Source organism: Rhodococcus sp. G-MC3 (genome assembly GCF_030063335.1).
GTDB lineage: Bacteria > Actinomycetota > Actinomycetes > Mycobacteriales > Mycobacteriaceae > Rhodococcoides.
Genome location: NZ_JASISW010000006.1, coordinates 223551 through 240546 on the forward strand (window position 1 = coordinate 223551; position 16996 = coordinate 240546).

At 63.4% G+C, this 16996-nt stretch carries 18 protein-coding genes, 1 pseudogene and 1 riboswitch; of the genes and pseudogenes, 6 read left to right on the forward strand and 13 right to left on the reverse strand.

Annotated elements, in window-relative coordinates; all coding sequences use genetic code 11:
- Nucleotides 1-2: 2 nt before the first annotated feature.
- The 3 genes from tilS to dacB are packed head-to-tail and all read right to left on the reverse strand — an operon-like array spanning nucleotide 3 to nucleotide 3459.
- Nucleotides 3-986 carry a tRNA lysidine(34) synthetase TilS gene (gene tilS, locus QMK17_RS08840; RefSeq protein WP_283508466.1) on the reverse strand — a complete coding sequence of 328 codons (984 nt, stop codon included), beginning with the start codon at nucleotides 984-986 and terminating at the stop codon, nucleotides 3-5.
- Nucleotides 986-2065: a zinc-dependent metalloprotease gene (locus QMK17_RS08845; RefSeq protein WP_442972717.1), complete on the reverse strand. Its 1080-nt coding sequence runs from the start codon at nucleotides 2063-2065 to the stop codon at nucleotides 986-988. Before QMK17_RS08845 ends, tilS begins: the two co-directional genes overlap by 1 nt.
- On the reverse strand, nucleotides 2062-3459 hold the full coding sequence (gene dacB / locus QMK17_RS08850) for a D-alanyl-D-alanine carboxypeptidase/D-alanyl-D-alanine endopeptidase (protein ID WP_283508336.1): 1398 nt from the start codon (nucleotides 3457-3459) through the stop codon (nucleotides 2062-2064). The genes QMK17_RS08845 and dacB overlap by 4 nt, the downstream gene beginning before the upstream one ends.
- 179 nt (nucleotides 3460-3638) lie before the next feature.
- On the opposite strand from dacB, the gene QMK17_RS08855 reads away from it, so the two are divergent.
- Both QMK17_RS08855 and QMK17_RS08860 read left to right on the forward strand, forming a co-directional pair.
- Complete coding sequence (locus QMK17_RS08855; protein WP_442972718.1) at nucleotides 3639-4169, forward strand: inorganic diphosphatase; 531 nt, start codon at nucleotides 3639-3641, stop codon at nucleotides 4167-4169.
- A 74-nt stretch (nucleotides 4170-4243) separates the two neighbouring features.
- Nucleotides 4244-4693 carry a PAS domain-containing protein gene (locus QMK17_RS08860; RefSeq protein ID WP_283508337.1) on the forward strand — a complete coding sequence of 150 codons (450 nt, stop codon included), beginning with the start codon at nucleotides 4244-4246 and terminating at the stop codon, nucleotides 4691-4693.
- 29 nt (nucleotides 4694-4722) lie between these two features.
- Here the strand turns inward: QMK17_RS08860 and QMK17_RS08865 are convergent, their stop codons facing one another.
- The 3 genes from QMK17_RS08865 to QMK17_RS08875 are packed head-to-tail and all read right to left on the reverse strand — an operon-like array spanning nucleotide 4723 to nucleotide 7120.
- The gene (locus tag QMK17_RS08865; protein WP_283508338.1) at nucleotides 4723-5811 is read right to left on the reverse strand and encodes a GGDEF domain-containing protein; all 1089 of its coding nucleotides are present in this window, start codon (nucleotides 5809-5811) and stop codon (nucleotides 4723-4725) included.
- A gap of 38 nt (nucleotides 5812-5849) precedes the next feature.
- Entirely contained in the window at nucleotides 5850-6293 is a 444-nt protein-coding gene (locus tag QMK17_RS08870; protein ID WP_283508339.1) for a MarR family winged helix-turn-helix transcriptional regulator, read from the reverse strand.
- The gene (locus QMK17_RS08875) at nucleotides 6293-7120 is read right to left on the reverse strand and encodes a crotonase/enoyl-CoA hydratase family protein (RefSeq protein WP_283508340.1); all 828 of its coding nucleotides are present in this window, start codon (nucleotides 7118-7120) and stop codon (nucleotides 6293-6295) included. Before QMK17_RS08875 ends, QMK17_RS08870 begins: the two co-directional genes overlap by 1 nt.
- A gap of 154 nt (nucleotides 7121-7274) precedes the next feature.
- On the opposite strand from QMK17_RS08875, the gene QMK17_RS08880 reads away from it, so the two are divergent.
- A complete protein-coding gene (locus QMK17_RS08880) occupies nucleotides 7275-7775 on the forward strand; it encodes a 2-oxo-4-hydroxy-4-carboxy-5-ureidoimidazoline decarboxylase (protein WP_283508341.1) in 501 nt (166 codons plus the stop codon).
- A 173-nt stretch (nucleotides 7776-7948) separates the two neighbouring features.
- Here the strand turns inward: QMK17_RS08880 and QMK17_RS08885 are convergent, their stop codons facing one another.
- Nucleotides 7949-8170, reverse strand: a complete 222-nt coding sequence (locus QMK17_RS08885; RefSeq protein ID WP_283508342.1) for a DUF6480 family protein — start codon at nucleotides 8168-8170, stop codon at nucleotides 7949-7951.
- A 39-nt stretch (nucleotides 8171-8209) separates the two neighbouring features.
- Entirely contained in the window at nucleotides 8210-8854 is a 645-nt protein-coding gene (locus QMK17_RS08890) for a TetR/AcrR family transcriptional regulator (RefSeq protein WP_442972719.1), read from the reverse strand.
- Nucleotides 8855-8913: 59 nt separating this feature from the next.
- On the opposite strand from QMK17_RS08890, the gene QMK17_RS08895 reads away from it, so the two are divergent.
- The 3 genes from QMK17_RS08895 to QMK17_RS08905 are packed head-to-tail and all read left to right on the forward strand — an operon-like array spanning nucleotide 8914 to nucleotide 11393.
- Complete coding sequence (locus tag QMK17_RS08895) at nucleotides 8914-9921, forward strand: hypothetical protein (protein WP_283508343.1); 1008 nt, start codon at nucleotides 8914-8916, stop codon at nucleotides 9919-9921.
- A gap of 5 nt (nucleotides 9922-9926) precedes the next feature.
- Nucleotides 9927-10886 (forward strand): allantoicase, encoded by a 960-nt coding sequence (gene alc, locus QMK17_RS08900; protein ID WP_283508344.1) that lies wholly within the window; start codon nucleotides 9927-9929, stop codon nucleotides 10884-10886.
- Between the two features lie 33 nt (nucleotides 10887-10919).
- Nucleotides 10920-11393, forward strand: a complete 474-nt coding sequence (locus QMK17_RS08905; protein WP_283508345.1) for a YbaK/EbsC family protein — start codon at nucleotides 10920-10922, stop codon at nucleotides 11391-11393.
- 54 nt (nucleotides 11394-11447) lie between these two features.
- On the opposite strand, the gene QMK17_RS08910 is transcribed toward QMK17_RS08905, so the two are convergent.
- The 5 genes and pseudogenes from QMK17_RS08910 to QMK17_RS08925 form a co-directional block, all read right to left on the reverse strand.
- On the reverse strand, nucleotides 11448-11957 hold the full coding sequence (locus QMK17_RS08910) for a hypothetical protein (protein ID WP_283508347.1): 510 nt from the start codon (nucleotides 11955-11957) through the stop codon (nucleotides 11448-11450).
- Between the two features lie 139 nt (nucleotides 11958-12096).
- Entirely contained in the window at nucleotides 12097-13440 is a 1344-nt protein-coding gene (locus tag QMK17_RS08915) for an aminotransferase class V-fold PLP-dependent enzyme (RefSeq protein ID WP_283508348.1), read from the reverse strand.
- Nucleotides 13441-13493: 53 nt separating this feature from the next.
- Nucleotides 13494-13609: riboswitch (SAM riboswitch) on the reverse strand.
- A gap of 133 nt (nucleotides 13610-13742) precedes the next feature.
- Entirely contained in the window at nucleotides 13743-15017 is a 1275-nt protein-coding gene (locus QMK17_RS26460; protein WP_442972724.1) for an ABC transporter permease, read from the reverse strand.
- A gap of 75 nt (nucleotides 15018-15092) precedes the next feature.
- Nucleotides 15093-16136: pseudogene (locus QMK17_RS26465) on the reverse strand (ABC transporter permease); the annotation flags it as partial.
- Nucleotides 16133-16888, reverse strand: a complete 756-nt coding sequence (locus QMK17_RS08925) for an ABC transporter ATP-binding protein (protein WP_283508352.1) — start codon at nucleotides 16886-16888, stop codon at nucleotides 16133-16135. The gene QMK17_RS08925 and the pseudogene QMK17_RS26465, both read right to left, overlap by 4 nt.
- Nucleotides 16889-16996 lie beyond the last annotated feature (108 nt).

Sequence of the window (16996 nt, forward strand, 5' to 3'; positions counted from 1 at the left end):
CGTCACGGATTCTCTCTAGAACTCCGCAGACTCCACTCCAGCTCTGCAGCAAGCCTGCCATGTCTGCGCGCGACCACCAACCTTGCACCTGCGGGAGCACCGCTCACCGCGACCCCGCCCTGTCCGCGCCAGTCACCGACCAAATCGTCGACCAGCCGTAACTGCTTGTCCGACAACGCCCTTGCCCCGAGACCGGACATCCATCCCCGCAGCGTCCGACGCCGAATGGCCGGCGGTGCGTCGGTGAGTACCGTCACGTCCAGATCGTCGCCGACGCGCGCGTCGGCCAACAGCACCGCGGCATCGTCGTCGAGAACAGCGGCGTCCTCGCGAAGCTGAGCGGCCGTCCGGGCCAGCGCCTGCGCGACGCCGCCGCCGAGCACATCCTCCAACAGCGGCAGGACTTCGTGCCGGAGCCGCACACGGGTGAACCCCGGGTCCGTATTGTGCGGATCTTCGAACGGAACGATCCCCAGCTCGGCGCATACCTGCCTGGTCACCGATCTCCGAACGCCCAGCAGCGGCCTACCCCACGGCGAATCCCACGGCGCCATCCCCGCAATGGAACGCGGCCCCGAGCCGCGCGAGAGACCGAGCAGAACCGTTTCGGCCTGATCATCCAGGGTGTGCGCGACGAGGACTGCGGCGCCGCTTCGGGCAGCGTCCAGTGCGTCGTACCGAGCGCGACGCGCAGCAGCTTCGATTCCGCCCTCCGACCCGACGGATACTCTCAGTACTCTCGCTCGGGCGCACCCCAGACTGCGTGCGTGCTCGGCAGCTGTTGCCGCCACCGCCGCGGAACCTACCTGCAAACCGTGATCGACGACGAGTGCCTCCACGTCCGTCGCCTCGGCGGCAACTGCAGACGTCAGCGCCAGCGAATCTGCTCCCCCGGACAGTGCCACCATCACCGGCCCCGGGTGTGATGCCAACCAGCCTCGCACTGCCTGGCGTACCTCCAGGATCGCAGGAAGTGACGGCAGCATCACCCCAGAACGCGCGCGATCCACCGGTCCGGATTCTCGATCTCGTCGAGCAGTGGCAACGTATCCGCATCGGTCCAGACGGTGTTGAACCTCTCCATGCCGACCACTCCGACGACGTGATCGACGAACGCCTTGCCCCGCACGTACTGGGCCATCTTCGCGTCCATCCCGAGCAACGCCCTGATCAACCGCTGAAGTGGGTTCTGCTTACGACGACGCCTGCTGTCGAAGGCATTGCGAATGTGCGCGACGGACGGAACGACTGCGGGTCCGACGGCATCCATGACGTGGTCGGCATGGCCTTCGAGCAATGTGCCGAGTACCAGCAGTCGATCGATGGCCTCCCGTTGAGGCGGAGGCTGCGTGGCCCTGAGCAATCCGACGACGCCCGCATCCTCGGCCTTGGTCGATCCTTTGCGGTTCTTCAGCGCTGTCGTCAATCTCGTCGCGAACTCGCTCATCGGTTCGTCGATACCTTCGGACAGAACCGCAACCGAACTGCGCATGTACTCCCCGAGCCACGGCGCGGACGAGAATTGCACTCGGTGCGTCACCTCGTGCAGGCACACCCACAGCCTGAAGTCGCTCGCGTCGACCTTCAACGCCCGTTCGACGGCGATGATGTTGGGCGCAACAAGCAGCAGTGTTCCGTGTTCGCCGGTGAACGGGTCGTACTGACCGAGGATTGCGCTCGACAAAAATGCAAGCATCGCCCCTGCCTGCAGGCCTGCGGGCTTTCCACCGAGTAGTCCAGACGGTCCCCCGGCGTCGTCTTCGCCCGTCAGATGCTTCATGGACGCAGCGGCGGCCTCGATCCAACCGACACGATTGACGATCTGCGCGTCGGGCACCGGCAAACCGTCGGCAAGGCCCGTCGTCTCGCGAACCGGGCCCTCGGCACGGATGGACGCCGCGGCCAGTTCCGCGAACGCAGCGTCCGCGGTGTACCTGGACATCGACGGTTCCTTGGGAGCCAGCTTCGCACCGGTCTTGGACGCCAAAGCCCAGTCCACAGCCGCCCCGAGTCCGCTCGACGCATTTGTTCCGTCCGACTTTTCGGAACGTAGGTCATCAGTCACCTGCAACCACACAATCTGAGTGTCGAAGCCACTGCATCCAATGCCGGTCTGCTGACTTCGGGTGGCCGATCGTTGGACATGAGAGCGAACGTGAGTGCTCTGCCGTCGACGTCCACGACGTATCCGACGAGAGCGCTTGCTGTGGACAGTGTGCCAGTTTTGGCGCGGACCCATCCGGCGCCGACTCGATCGTTGCTGGCATATCGATCCGACAGCGTGCCCGTGGACCCGGCAACCGGCAGATAGTCGAGGATCGGCCGAAGTTCGGGGTGCTGCGAACTCGTGGCGGACGTCAGCACCGCGTCGAGCAGCCTGGCCGGGATCTCATCGTCGACGGACAAACCACTGGTGTCGTGCAATTTCATACCGCCCAGGTCGTAACCTGCGGCGAACAGCGTCTGTCCCACCGCGTCCACGGCACCGGTGAAGGAGGCCTGCGTGTTCGTCTCGACAGCGATTTCTCGCCCGATGGCCTCGGCGAGGACGTTGTCCGAGCGTCCCATCATCTGACCGAGTCGGTCGCGCAGCGGTGCCGACTGAACGCTCCCCACCTGATCCGCGCCTTCTGGTGCAGTACCGATCGACACCAGGGCCGGATCGATACCGAGGCCGCGCGCGAGGGCCCGGCCTGCATCGAGTGCCGGCTCAGCGCTTCGTGGTGACTCGTCCTCGAGTGGATCCGATCGACCACCGTCGATCATGATCGGTTCGATCGGGGTGATGTAGCCGGCCGCGACGTCGGGTTCGAACCAGCCCTGCGCCATCGTCGGACCGCTGTAGATCGAGGTGTCGACGACGATGCGGTCGACCGGTGCCCCCGATTTGGTGATCTGCTCCACCAGGTCGTCGATACGCGCCGAGCCTGAATAGAAGCTGGGTGAACCCGTCGGCCTAGCCGTGATGGTCGGGTCTCCCGCCGCCACGACGACGATTTCGCCGTCGGTCTGTCCCTTCACCACCCGGGTGGTAACGCGGTGCTCCGGCGAGAGCGCAAGCATCGCGGCAGAGGCAGTGAGCACCTTCGTCGTCGACGCAGGGGTCATCGGGGTATCGGGGGACGACGACCACAGCACCTGTCCGGTGACGGCGTCGGCGACCGATCCTGTGAACGAGCCCAGGGCTGGCACCCTGACGAGAGGGGCCAAGGCGGCGGCAAGTCCGCTCGCCGAGGGCGCAGTCGCAGTGTCGGGGACCGCCGCGATAGCGGGGGCGGGCATCACAGGTTCCGGTTCGGGGCCCGTCGGCGAGGGGGCGTCGTTTCCAACGGTGTGCGGCACGATCGCAGCGACGGCGGTACCGGCTCCAGCGAGGAGCACCACCGCGCCCAGTACGAGCAGAATTCGTGTCCTTGCCCGCTTACGCCGGGCGGTCGGACCGAGTATTCGCTTGGCCATCCCCGCCAACGTTCCTCCATCGGTTTCTGTTCTCGGTCATTGTCATGTCTCGGCCATTGTCGTGTCTCGGCCATTGTCGTGTCTCGGTCATTGTCACGGGCGCGCGCCACCCAGCGGCAGCCACTCCAACAGTATCCCCGGGTCCGGTACGCTGGCGCCGCCACCATCGTGCGTCACAGATGAGACGCATTCGAGTAGAAGAAGAGCGAGGTCTGCACGTGCCGTTCGACGTCACCATCGAGATCCCCAAGGGTCAGCGCAACAAGTACGAGGTCGACCACAAAACCGGTCGTGTCCGCCTTGACCGCTACCTGTACACGGCGATGGGCTACCCGGCCGATTACGGCTTCATCGAGAACACGCTCGGCGAGGACGGCGATCCGTTGGACGCATTCGTTCTGCTCCCAGAATCGGTGTTCCCCGGCGTTGTCGTCGAGGCTCGCCCGGTTGCAATGTTCAAGATGGTCGACGAGGCAGGCGGCGACGACAAGGTTCTGTGCGTGCCCGCAGGTGACAGTCGCTGGGACCACATCCAGGACCTGTCCGACGTATCGACGTTCGAACTGGACGCCATCAAGCACTTCTTCGTTCACTACAAGGATCTCGAGCCGAACAAGCACGTCACGGCCGCCGATTGGGTGGGGCGGGCGGAGGCAGAAGCTGAAATCGCTGCGTCGTTCAAGCGTTTGGCGGACAATCCGGAGCACTGAGAAGTTACGAGTAACTTCTCCTGCGTTAGGCAAGCAAGCACGGTTGACGAGCGAAGCATCAGGTGGGGAGAAATATGACCGACAGCAATTCGACAGGCGAGCGGCGTAATTCCGAGTCGCGAGCCATTTCCGACCCGGACCAGTTCCCCGATCTGCCCGTGACCGTGGTGCTCGACCGGATTCCGGTGCCGATTCTCGCTGTCGATCCCAGTGGCGGCATCGTATTCGCGAACGAGGCCTTCGACGAACTTTTCGGCACCGACCGTTCCGAACGGGCCGATTTCCACTTGCACAACATTTTCCCCGACCAGGCACCCGAGGGCGTCAACGTCGCCGACATGTTCCTGACGACGGTCGCGACGCGTGCCGATTCGCTGTGGAGGATGACGGACAAGACCGGGGACGTAGTGCAGGTGCGTGCCAGTAAATCCATCCTTCGCCGTGCCGAGGACAACTTGGTACTCGTAGCGCTGGAGGACTTCACCGATCAGTTGTGGAACGACCCCAAGAGCGCGCTGCGCTGATCTTCACCCAAGGTCCGAATGGGCGGGAATCAGTCGCTGAATATGCTCGACTGATTTCCGCCGGATCGCTTTGCCTCGTACATCGCGGTGTCCGCCCTCAACAACGCCGTGTGCACCATTTCCGCCGCATCCTCGGTATTCATTCGTCGCCACTGTTCGATGGGAATCACTGCAGCCCCCACAATTCCGGTCACCGAAATAAAATCGGCAGGCTCGTAAATTGCCGCTGAGATTCGCTCGGCCATCGATTTCACGAAATTCGAGTTCTCCCATGCCTGCCAATCGACGACGGCGAGGGTGAATTCCTCGCCACCGGTTCTCGCCACGCACGACCCGTCGGGAACTGCGTCGGACAGACGTTCCGCCGTCGATCTCAGTACGTCATCGCCTGCGGCATGACCACAGGTGTCATTGATGGATTTGAAACGATCGAGATCGACGACGAACACCGCCACCGTCTCGCCGGGATGCGATTCGGTCAGCAGTCGGTCTACGCGAGTCTCGAAACCGCGACGGTTCAGCAACCCGGTCAGTGAATCGGTGTTGGCCAGTTCGAGCTGAGTTTTTATCACCGCACGGAACGCGATGACCGAATTGACCACCACCAGAGCAACAAGCGCCTGCGCGATGACCGACAGGGCGTCGTGCGCGCCCTCGACGTACGTGGCCACCGCCAATATCAGAATGACCGCGCTGACGAATGCCGAATGAAGGCGCAGCACAGTCCGTCGCGAGAAATACGCGATGTAGATGCCGATGACCGCGAAGAGCAACGTCCCAGTCAGTGCAACACCGCGATCGGCGAACGTGAACAGCACCGTTGCAACACCGATGTCCGCATAGGCGACGAACCAGCCCGGCATGCGGATGATGTCGCGTTTGTTGATCCACCACCACGTCCCCACCGGGATGGTCGATACCAGCACGATCGTGCAGAGAATGCGGCGACCGCTCGACGCGGGTCCGTCGTCGGAGAACATGATGACCGCACCGATCACTGCGAAGATCGGAACGAGAACGGCGATTCCGAAGCCGACTCTCCGCTCCAGCCGATCTGCCGGATTTCGGGTCATCCGTCCACGCAGAGACTGCAGGATCCACCCTGCGCGACGCTGCACGGCCACCCCTCTCGTCGCGGCACGAACCGCATCGCTCCCTACTGACCTGGACGCACCCGTTCGTAGTCGGTCAGGAACCGCTCGAGCAGCTCGACCAACGCGCCACGGTCATCGACCGACCAATCCTCGATCACCCGACCGAGGCTGGCCGTGCGCCTTCTCTGCATCCGATCGGCAACATTTCGACCCGATTCGGTGACCGCGAGAACAAATGCGCGCCCATCGGTTTCGTCCCTGACTCGCTCCACGTGGCCGTGATCGACGAGCTGAGCCACCTGCCTGCTCACCGTCGACGGATCCGAATTCACCATGGTAGCCAATTCGCTCGAGCGCATCGGACCATCGCGCAACAAACGGAACAGACACACGAATGCCGCACCGTCCACTCCCCCGGATTCGACCGACAGCTGCGCCAATTTGCGCTCGCGGATTCGCTGAAGCCGAACGAGCTGAGTGCCGAGTTGCTCGGCGTGGTCGACCATCAGCTGCCGCTGAAGTTCGCCGGACGCTTCTCGAATACGGAGGTGATGGCCTCGGTCAGGTCGTTCGATGCAAGAAACGCTGCATTCCAGGCCGCGACGTATCGAAGACTGTCGTCCACCGCCGCTGACCTGGTGTGATCGAGAACGGTCTTGATGCCGTGTACGACGAGTGGCGGGTTCGCCGCGATCTCGGCGGCCGTCGCCCGAGCCGCTGCCAGCACCGCGTCGTGATCGGTGAACACGTCGTTGACAAGCCCGATTTTTTCGGCGCGCGCAGCGTCGATGTCCTTGCCGGTCAATGCCAGCTCGCGTAGATGACCATCGCCGATGATCGCGGGAAGCCGCGCGAGGGAGCCCATGTCGGCGACGATCGCGACCTTGACTTCGCGGATGCTGAACTTGGCGTCACTGCTCGCGTACCGGATGTCAGCGGAACTGATGATGTCGAGTCCTCCGCCGATGCACCATCCGTGCACGGCGACGACCACTGGCTTGCGGCAATCTGCCACGGCATTACCCGCGAGCTGCATCCTTCTGATGCTGTCGTGAAAGTCCGTGCGCGGCCCCGCCAACGCTTTGTCCGCCATGAGCGGCGCGAACTCGCCTCCCATCGCTGCAAGATCGAGACCATAGGTGAAGTTCTTGCCCGAACCGGACAACACGATCGCGCGGACCTCCGGATCGGCGTCGAGCTGCGCGAACAACTGAGGACACTCAGACCAAAAATCAGGTCCCATCGCGTTGCCCTTGTTCGGTCCGAGGAGCACGACCTCCGCGATATTGTCGGAAATCTCGACCGAGAATGCTTTCCAGTTGCGTTCCGTCATGCAGCCGAGCCTACTTAACGGGCCACTCCGCAGGCCGCGGTGCCAGCTCGATGAGGCCCCAGCGGCGACCAGCGTTTGTTACGCCGCGTTACACCTGGGCTAATACCCTGCTGTGGCCTGGAGTTCGCGCCTCGCGAAGCCCATGCTGACTTGCATGATGATGCACCAGGGACTCGGGTTGGAGACATTCAACGACCTGCCGAGCAGCAAAGCAGTGCATGCACTGTACGAGTGCTGCTGCTCGTTCACTTGGGCATCGAGGCTCGCCGATGCTCGGCCGTTCCGCTCGTACGCCGAGATGTTCGCGCGAGCCGACGCGGAACTCGAAGAACTGTCTGCCTCCGACCTCGATCATCTCGTCTCCACGCACCGACCTGTCGGCAAGACGTGCGCCGGGATGGATCCAGCGACCCAGAGCGTCTTCATCGATGCGTGCCGGATGTACATCGAGCGATTCGGTTACGGCTACATCGTCTGTTCCGCCGCGTTGAAGGGCAAGGGTGACGACCCCCGCGAGGTCCTCATCGATCTGGGGCACCGCCTCGACAACAGTCATGAAACCGAACGCAAAGTGATGCGTGACGAGTTGGCCAAGGTCAACAGAACTCGCATCGAGCGCGTCCTCGGGCCGGAGGACGGCTGGCCGGAGTACTGAGGCAGCTTCCCACCCCGTGAGCGTTTGATGCCCCTGGGCTGTACTTAAACGCGCACGGCCAGGTCGCAGCCCGTGAGCGTTTGATGCCCCTGGCCTGTACTTAAACGCGCACGGGCCGGAGGCGCGAATTGTACTGCCGGCGAGGCGAACTGATGGAGTCCGCCATCCGACTGCTAGAACAGTCCGAAGATTCTGCCGATCAGTCCAGCGGCAACGATTACAACAACGAGCCCGATCAAACCGAGAAACACGATCGGTAATGCCAACCCGCGCTGCGGTGGTTCGTGCTGAGGCCCACTGACGCCGGTTTCGGCGGGTGGGGTATCCCCCGGTTGCACGCCACCACCGCTTTCCAGGCCGGGGGTTTCGTTCGGATCGGGGTTCTGAGCACTCATTTCCGGTGGTTACCCGCTCGGGGCCGACTCAATCGTGCTCTACAGCTCACTCTGCCCAACGGCCCGGGCGAACGCACCGGCAAGAAGTTCGGCAACGGCGTCGGCGATGAAGCTCTCGTCGATCTCCTCCGGGTCGACGGAGTGCTCGACGGCCAGTCCCGAGATCAAAGCCAGCAGGGAGGTGGCCACCCGGCGCGCGTCGAGACCGTCGACCACTCCCCAGGTGGCGGCACGTTGGGAGATCAGTGCCGCAAGTTCGTCCCGGAGATGGCGACGTTCGAGTCTGTATTCAGGCGCCAACTTCGGGTCCCGGCCGACCTGAATGCCGAATTCGGTCACCAACAGCGGCCATCGCGGCTCGGCGACGACCCACGTAGCAATCGCACTGCCACCCTTTCCCGCGGCATCGCCCGGCCCGAGACCGGAGACTGTCTCGATCACCCTGCCCGCGAGTTCCATAGACCTCTTCGACAGCAACTCGGCGAACAGCGCCTGCTTGGAGTCGAAGTTGGAGTAGACCGCACCTTTGGTGAACCCGGCTCGGCGTGCGATGTCCTGAAGCTTCGCCGCCGCAAAGCCGTTCTCGGTGAACTCTTCTGCCGCTGCGTCGAGCAGCCGCTCGCGCACGTTCTCGCGTCCGGGACGCTGTGTCGGCGACCACGATGCTTGACCCTCGACACTCACGATACCTAGAGTATTCAATACTTACGGTATTCACAATCGACTCATCTGAAGGACTTCGTATGCGCAAAGTTGTCTGGCTCGCGGTCGGAGTCCTGTTGCTCCAACTCGGCTTCATCCTCAGCTACGTCTCCGCGTTCCACGAGCCCTCCCCGCGGGAGATCCCGATCGCCGTCGTCGCCGAGGCGGGCTTGCCGGCAGGCATCGATGCCGACACCGTCACCAAGCTCAATGCAATAGAAGGGACACCACTGGAGGCACGGACTGCATCGGGCACTGAGGAGGCCCGAAACCTCCTACGCGACCGCGACGTACTCGGCGCCTACGTCATCAGCGCCAGCGGTACCGACACTGTCATCACGGCGAGCGCTGCAGGCAGCTCCATCTCCACTTCCCTCGATGCGATTTTCGCCGAGGTCGAGCAAACACAAGGCCGTCAATTCGTCGTCAGGGACGAGATTCCCGTCGGGATCCACGACAACCGCGGGCTGTCCGGGTTCTACCTCTCGGTGGGCTGGGTCGTCGGTGGATACCTCCTTGCTGCAGCGATCGGCCTGCTGGTCGGCGCCCCGACGTCACTGCGCGACGCCGCAGCCCAACTCGCTGTTTTCGCTGGCTACTCGATTCTGTCGGGAGCACTCGGAGCGTTCATCGTGACGCATCTGCTCGGCACGTTCGCCGGACACTGGTTTCCACTGTGGCTTCTCGGGACCGGCGTGGTGTTCGCGACGTCCATCTTCACTCTTGGACTCCGCGCCGCAATCGGTGTCGCCGCAGTGCCGATTGCGATCATCGTCTTCGTGATTCTCGGAAATCCAAGCGCTGGCGGCGCATTCGGGCCGAACGTGCTTCCTGAGTTCTACGCAGCCATCGGACGTTGGATCACTCCGGGCATTGGGACCGAAGGAGTGCGCAGCATCGTCTACTTCTCCGGCAGCGGACTCGGGCAACCTGCGCTGGCGTTGGCGCTCTACTCCGTGGTCGGACTGGCGTTGCTGTTCGGCTTCTCGCGATCACGTACGACGCCACCACCACGAACCGAGACAGCCGCCGCCCAGCCAGTATCCTGACCACTATGACAGCCACTTTCCCTCTTCCCTTGCCCGACCTCGCCGTCCGAACTCTGGGCGGCGCAGTCGTATGGGCGAACGACGAAACGTTCGCGGAGAAGGAGAATTTGGTCAAGCCGGGCAAGGCCGGATACCAGGCGGCGACATTCGGACACAAGGGCCAGATCTACGACGGGTGGGAGACGCGTCGCCGTAGGGAAGCCGGATACGACCAGGCGATCGTTCGACTCGGCGCTCCGGGCGTCGTCGACGCTGTGATCGTCGACACCGCGTGGTTCACCGGCAACTACCCGCCCGAGATCTCCGTGGAAGCTGCTGTCGTCGAAGGGTTCCCATCTTCGCAGGAACTCTGCGAGGACACCGAGTGGGAAACGATCGTTCCGAAGAGTCCCGTCGGTGGAGACACCGAGAACCGGTTCGAGGTTGCATCGGCCGAACGCTGGACGCACGTTAAACTGTCGATCTACCCGGATGGTGGCGTCGCACGCTTGCGGGTACTCGGACGCGGACGGCCCGACCCCCGATTTATCGCAGCAGGCCCGTTCGACCTGGCAGCACTCGAGAACGGTGGCTACGTTTCCGCCTGCTCCAACATGTTCTACAGCTCACCGAACAACCTGCTGTTCCCTGGCCCTCCGCGGTCGATGGGCGAGGGCTGGGAAACTTCCCGTCGCCGCAATGACGCCAACGACTGGGTTCAGGTCGCGCTCGCAGGCACAGGCAAGATCGAGCTCGCGGAACTCGACACGTCATGCTTCCTGGGCAACGCCCCCGGCGCAGCATCGCTGAAGGGACGTCTCGGCGACGGCGAATGGATCGAACTGCTGCCCCGAACGCGCCTGCAGCCGGACACTCGTCACCGGTTCCTGCTCGACCACACCGAACCGGTTTCCGAAGTGCGCATGGACATCTTCCCCGACGGCGGAATGGCCAGACTGAGACTGTTCGGCAACCTCTCCGCATAGCCGATACAGGCGGCTTGGCAATACCCTTGGGACATGCCCCGGCTACTTCATCCGAACGCAGCCCACGTTGCCGACATCCTGATCTCGCGTGGGCACCACGGGGTTGTCGTCACGTCCCCCGATCCATGGCCGACCGCCGAGGCTGCCGCGGAATCCATCGGTGTTGAAGTCGGCGCACTGGTGAAATCATCGGTGTTCCTGCTCGACGACGACCCGGTGCTGATCCTGGTGTCCGCGAAGCATCGGGTGAACGCCGAAGCCACCGGCAAGCGCCTCGACGGCGCGCTGACGCCCGCACCGCTGGACCTCGTCGAACTGGCGACGGGCCAGCCTGTCGGCGGAATCGCACCCGTCGGTCACCCGACCAACCTGACGACCTACGTCGACGAGTCGCTGGCGAACTATCCCGAGTTATGGGCGGCAGCAGGATATCCGGGCACCGCATTCAGGACGACATGCCCGGAACTACTGCGCATCACCGCAGGTCTGGCAGTGGACGTAACCTAGGTTTAGGACGCCAATACCCGCAGCATCCTCAAGACGCAAGTACCCGCAGCACTTTCAGGACGCAAGTACCCGCGACGCCGGGAGGATGCCCGTCACCGATGCGACGGCGTCGGATGCGAAGCCCACGCCGCGCTGCTCGAGCCACGGAAGGACGCCGTCGACGACCTTGTCGAAGGGGTGATTCTGCGTCCCGACCGGAATGAGGATCACGCCGTCGGCTACGTCCGCGGCCTTGACGTCGGCGATGAGCCCGGCGAGGCCGGTCGCAGTGCCGACATAACGGATCGAGCTGGGTACCGTCGGCGCATCCGATGCCGAGAACTCGCGACGCGCCGTCCTGGCGTCGTCGGCGATATGAAATTCGATGTCCAGGAACACCGCGACGCTGTCCGCTTCGTTACCTGCTTCGATTGCCTCGGAGCGAGCACGGGCACGCGCCTGCTGACCTTCACGCAGATCTGATGCCTGGATGCGCTTTACCAAATCCGTCGGAACGGAGTTGGTGATTTCTGTCCACGCAGCGGAATGAGCGAGCGCAACGCGTACGGCTGAGTTGTTCGACATGAAGGTGAGTCCTTCTCGTGCAAGCAGGGAGAGTTGACGGTCGAGGGTTAACCCGAGCGTCTACACGATCCCGATGCCGTACGGCACAGATCGACGTACCTATCGCACCAGCGACGGTTTCGCCACACGACAATTGCTGTCATGAAGCGATGCTAACTGTTCTTGTGGCGCATGGGGATCCCACGCCGGCGGCGCCGTCTGCCAGATCAGGGAACGGACGGGGGTCGGGGACGGGATTCCACCAGCCCGCCTCTTCTTCGTAAGTCCAGGAGGGGCCGTCCACGACGAGCGTGCCGACGGCGTCGATGAGACGGTCGACATCGCCGTCCGAGCTGCCCAAGCCCAGGCTGGCACGTACGGCACCGTCTGCACAACCCAGCCGAGCGAGCAGTGGATGCGCGCAGAATTTGCCGTCGCGAACGCCGATTCCATGCTCGGCGGAGAGGTAGGCAGCGACCTCTCCCTGGCTGTACCCGGCTACGATGAATGTGACAATGCCCACACTGTCCGGACTATCGTTCCACACCGTCAAGAGCTCGACACCGGGCACCGACGCCAGACCGTTGCGCAGCCTTGTCGACAGCGCACGCTCGTGCTCGACGGAGCCTGCGGCCTCGTGTGCCACGAGGGCCTGGCACGCGGCGGCGAGCGCCACAACACCGAGCACATTGGGGGTTCCAGCTTCGTGACGGGCCGGCACAGGTGCCCATTCGGTGTGGTCGATGCCCACCGATCGCACCGCACCTCCCCCTGCAAGGTACGGCTCGGCAGCATCGAGCCAGTCACGCTTGCCTACCAGGACGCCCGCCCCGTGCGGCGCGTAAAGCTTGTGACCCGAGAATGCGAGGTAATCGACGTCCAGGTCGCCGATGTCCACGCGGCGGTGCGGCACCAGCTGAGCGCCGTCGACGAGGATACGAGCACCGTAGCGGTGCGCCAGCGCAGCGAGTTCGCGAATCGGCAGTACCTCACCGGTGACGTTCGAGGCTCCGGTGACAGCAAGCAGCGCAGCAGGTTTGGCCGACAGTTCGGCTTCGATGCGCGCAACGGTCTCCGAGATCGAATCGGCCGCCACCACGACGCGACGGTTCCTCCACGGCAACAGGTTCGCATGATGCTCGATGTCGAGCACCACGGTATCTCCCGGCACGCAGCCGGCTAGGAGATTGAGCGAATCGGTGGTGTTTCGGGTGAAGATGACGGCCGAATCATGCTGCGCTCCAACAAAGTCGGAAACAGTGATACGCGCCTTCTCGTAGGCTGCCGTCGAGACTCGCGACGCGTAACCCGCTCCGCGGTGAACGCTGGAGTAGTACGGCAACAGCTCGGCAATCCGGGCGGTCACTTCGGTGAGCGCAGGCGCAGAAGCCGCATAGTCGAAATTGGCGTAGGTGCAGGTGGTTCCGTCGACGAGCGGCACTTGCAGATCGGACCCACTGACGGTCGCGAACGGTGCACACGAGTTTTCGAGGACAGCAGTCATGACAAAATACCCCTTGTCGATCAAGGGACTCGAAGAATGACGAAAGAAGATCGAGTCCGCGCTTGCTGCACCGGTTTTCCGATGTCAGCCTGGTCGTCACCCGGAGCACCCCACCGCGGAGGAGGGTTGCCGACCAGCAAGCCGGGGCTTGATGCTGGTACTCATGACCTGTCCAAGAGGATGACAAACGATGCAGGGAGTTGTCAACCTGAGAGGTAGGAAACCTCATCTTCGGGTGCCGCCGTCCAGGAGAGGGATCGTGCGCACCGTCTTCGAATGCTGAGCGCCAGAAACGGCGTCCATCACCCCGGCGGTGTTCCCAGCACCCGTCGTGTGACCGCTAGTGTGGAGACCGAGGCGAGTAATAGACAGCCTGCGACCACCGACAACACGGTCGGCCACCCGACCTGCAGGCCCACCTCAGTTTCCGTCACCTGCGAAAGCCCCACCGCCATTCCCCCGAGCGGCGGCAAGGCCACGATCAAACCGAGAACGGACCCGATCATAACCACGATCGCGGACTCGCCGAACGCCACCGACAGCAGCTGCCGCACGGTTCCCCCCGACCCTTTCATCACAGCAGTGTCAGGCCTGCGCTGGTGCGCCGACATCGCCATGCTGTTCGCGACAGAGAGCCCGCTATAGCCCACAGCCATCACGGTGAGAACCGCTGCCAGCCAATTGGTGAGGCGAGCGTCGACCCGATAGTCCTGCAGCGCGTAATTGTAAGCGTCCGTGACCATGGCACCGGCGGTGAATTCGATCGGCGCCTGGTCCTCCGGCACGAACACCGAGTCGGTCAACGCGGACGGATCGTGATCGCGCACTGTCTCTCGGGGCACTACGAACGTTCCACGCGCGGGATCGAGTGAGAGCACTTGCGAGATCCTGAACTCCTCCGACCTCCCATCGACAAAGCGCACCGGAATTGTGTCACCGGATTGCACGCCGAGTAGTCTCGCAGTGGCTTCGTCGAGCACCGCCTGACCGGCGACGGCGTAGCGTTCGTCGAGACTGCCAATTCCGTCGACCACCATGACATCCCCGGACGCTTCGTGCACGAACAGCCGAGTGGGCAGCGGAGCCCTTGTCCCGACTGGGCCGGCCCCCGTCTCGAGTACCACCTGGTCGCTCAGTCCTGCCGTTCTGTCCGGTACCACGATTGCGAGTCCACGCGCTTGCTCGGTTTGCTCCGCCGGGTACGCCGCAGCCATCGTCTGCACCATGCCGCTCAGGAGTACCGCGAAGCCGACGGCGGCGATGACGGGAGCAGCAGTCGCGGCCACTCGACGTGTTCCTGTGGTCAGTTCGGCTCTGATGAGCATCGGTGCTGCTGATTTGGACCTTCGCGCAAGAGGCCACGTCACCATGCTGACGATCGGCCCGATTATGACGGGCGCAAGCAAAGCCGCCGCCACGATGAGGAACATGGCGGCGGCGATGGCGGTATTGATTCTGCTGTCTGCGCCCGCCGTTGCTGTCACTACAGTCGCCACAAGACCACCGATGAGCGCGACAAGCCCCGCGACCCAACGCGATCGTGTCATCGGTTTTCGTTCCACAGCAACGGCGAGCATTGCCTCTATCGGCGCGACTTTGGTGGCCGATCCCGCGGCAGCCCACGCACCCAGTACTGCAACGGCCACTCCGACACCCACAGCCACCAGCAGCGGCCACGCCGATATATGAATGTGGAAGTCCGGTGGCGCGACGCCGAGGTTCAGCAACAATGCACGTAGAGCGGGTGTCGATGAGACTCCGAGCGCAGCGCCGACGAGGCCGCCGACCAGGCCGATTGCGGCGGCCTCGCCAAGCACCATTCTCCGTATTTGTCCAGGAGAAGCACCGACGGTGCGGAGCAGACCGATCTCGCGGCGACGCTCGGACACTGCGAGCGTGAGCGTCGAACCGACGACGAATACCGTTGTGAACAGACCGATTGTCGACATCGCAACGATCAACTGACTACCCAGATTCCGCCGATGTGAAATGTATTCGGGTTCGAGCGCGGCGCGCGCATCCCCGGAAATCACTGTGCCGCGGTCCCCCACTACTTCCTGTATTTGCGGCGCAAGCTCCTCGATTGCTGGACTGGCACCGACGACGCCAACCGACCTCACGCCGGGATTCAATTGTGCCGCATAGTCATCCGTGAAGTAAAACCCAGGTCCGTCCAGGGTTCCCGATACAGTGAAGTCACGCAGTCCGGCAGCGAGGTTGATTGAGATTGACTCACCGACAGCGACATTCAAGGAAACGGGGACAACTATCTGGTCGAACCCTGTCGGTGCTTCGCCGGCTGTCAGCACGTAAGGCGCCAGCTGAGCGCTCGACCACCCGTGCCCTGATTCCTTGGCCCCCTCATCCTCGATCGGTGTGCCACCGATGAAGGGCTGGGCGTAGAACGATCTATCGATGACGATGGCATCCGTCCGAGGTACGCCACGCACATCATCAGCAATCCGTTGCGCTTCGCCTGAAGTCCACGGGATGAAATCCGATGGGTTGCCGAACTCGTCCTCAGCCTGTGCAGGCAGGACAAGTGCCGCCGCGCCCTCCAGCCGCGGCTGCACCACCGGCTGGGAAGAGTCGAAGACGATGAGGGTTGCGCTGATCAGCGCGGCCCCGAATGCGGTGGCCAGAAAGGCAGCCAGGAAGCTCGTCCACTGTGTGCGCAGGTTTGCGAGCGCGATCATCGCGCTTCCAACCCGGCCATACGAGCGGCGATGACAGCAGCGTTGTCGGATCGTCCGCGTTCGACCTTCAACGAGTCGGCTATGCGGCCGTCCTCGAGGAAAATTGCGGTGTCCGCGAAGGACGCGGCGAAGGGGTCATGAGTGACCATGAGGGTCGTCTGTCCCTCTTCGTCGACCAGCCGTCGCATCAGGCTGAGCACGCCCTTCGAGCTAAGAGTGTCCAGTGCGCCGGTCGGCTCGTCGGCGAACAACACGTCCGGGCGGGTGATCAGCGCGCGCGCCAGCGCCACACGCTGCTGTTGCCCTCCCGACAACTCGGCGGGACGATGCGACGCGCGGTCCGCGAGCCCGACCGCCGCGAGCGCCGCCGCCACCTCGCGAGCAGGGACACGGCGTCCGGCGAATCGAGCTGGCAGTTCGACATTCTGCGCCGCTGTCAACGAGCCGACCAAATTAAATGCTTGGAAGACGAATCCGACGTGTCTTCGTCGTAATTGGGTCCGAGCCTCTTCGTTCAGCGAGGCGATGTCGGAGCCCGCAATGGTGACTGTTCCACTCGTGGGCCGGTCGAGGCCTGCGGCGCAGTGAAGCAGGGTCGACTTACCAGACCCGGACGGTCCCATGATTGCCGTGAAGCTTCCCCGCCCGAAGTCGATTGTCACTCCGTCGAGGGCGGTGACCACACGATTGCCTTCGCCGTGCACTTTGCGCACATCGTGCAGTTGTATCGCGCCCGCTTCAGTTGTTGTCATAACAGCCAGTGAATGCGCTACACGATTCGCGCACAGTCACCTGACCGCTACAAGGTGTGGGTATGCCAGCACTACCGTTTTTTTGGCGACGGCACTTTACGATGGTGA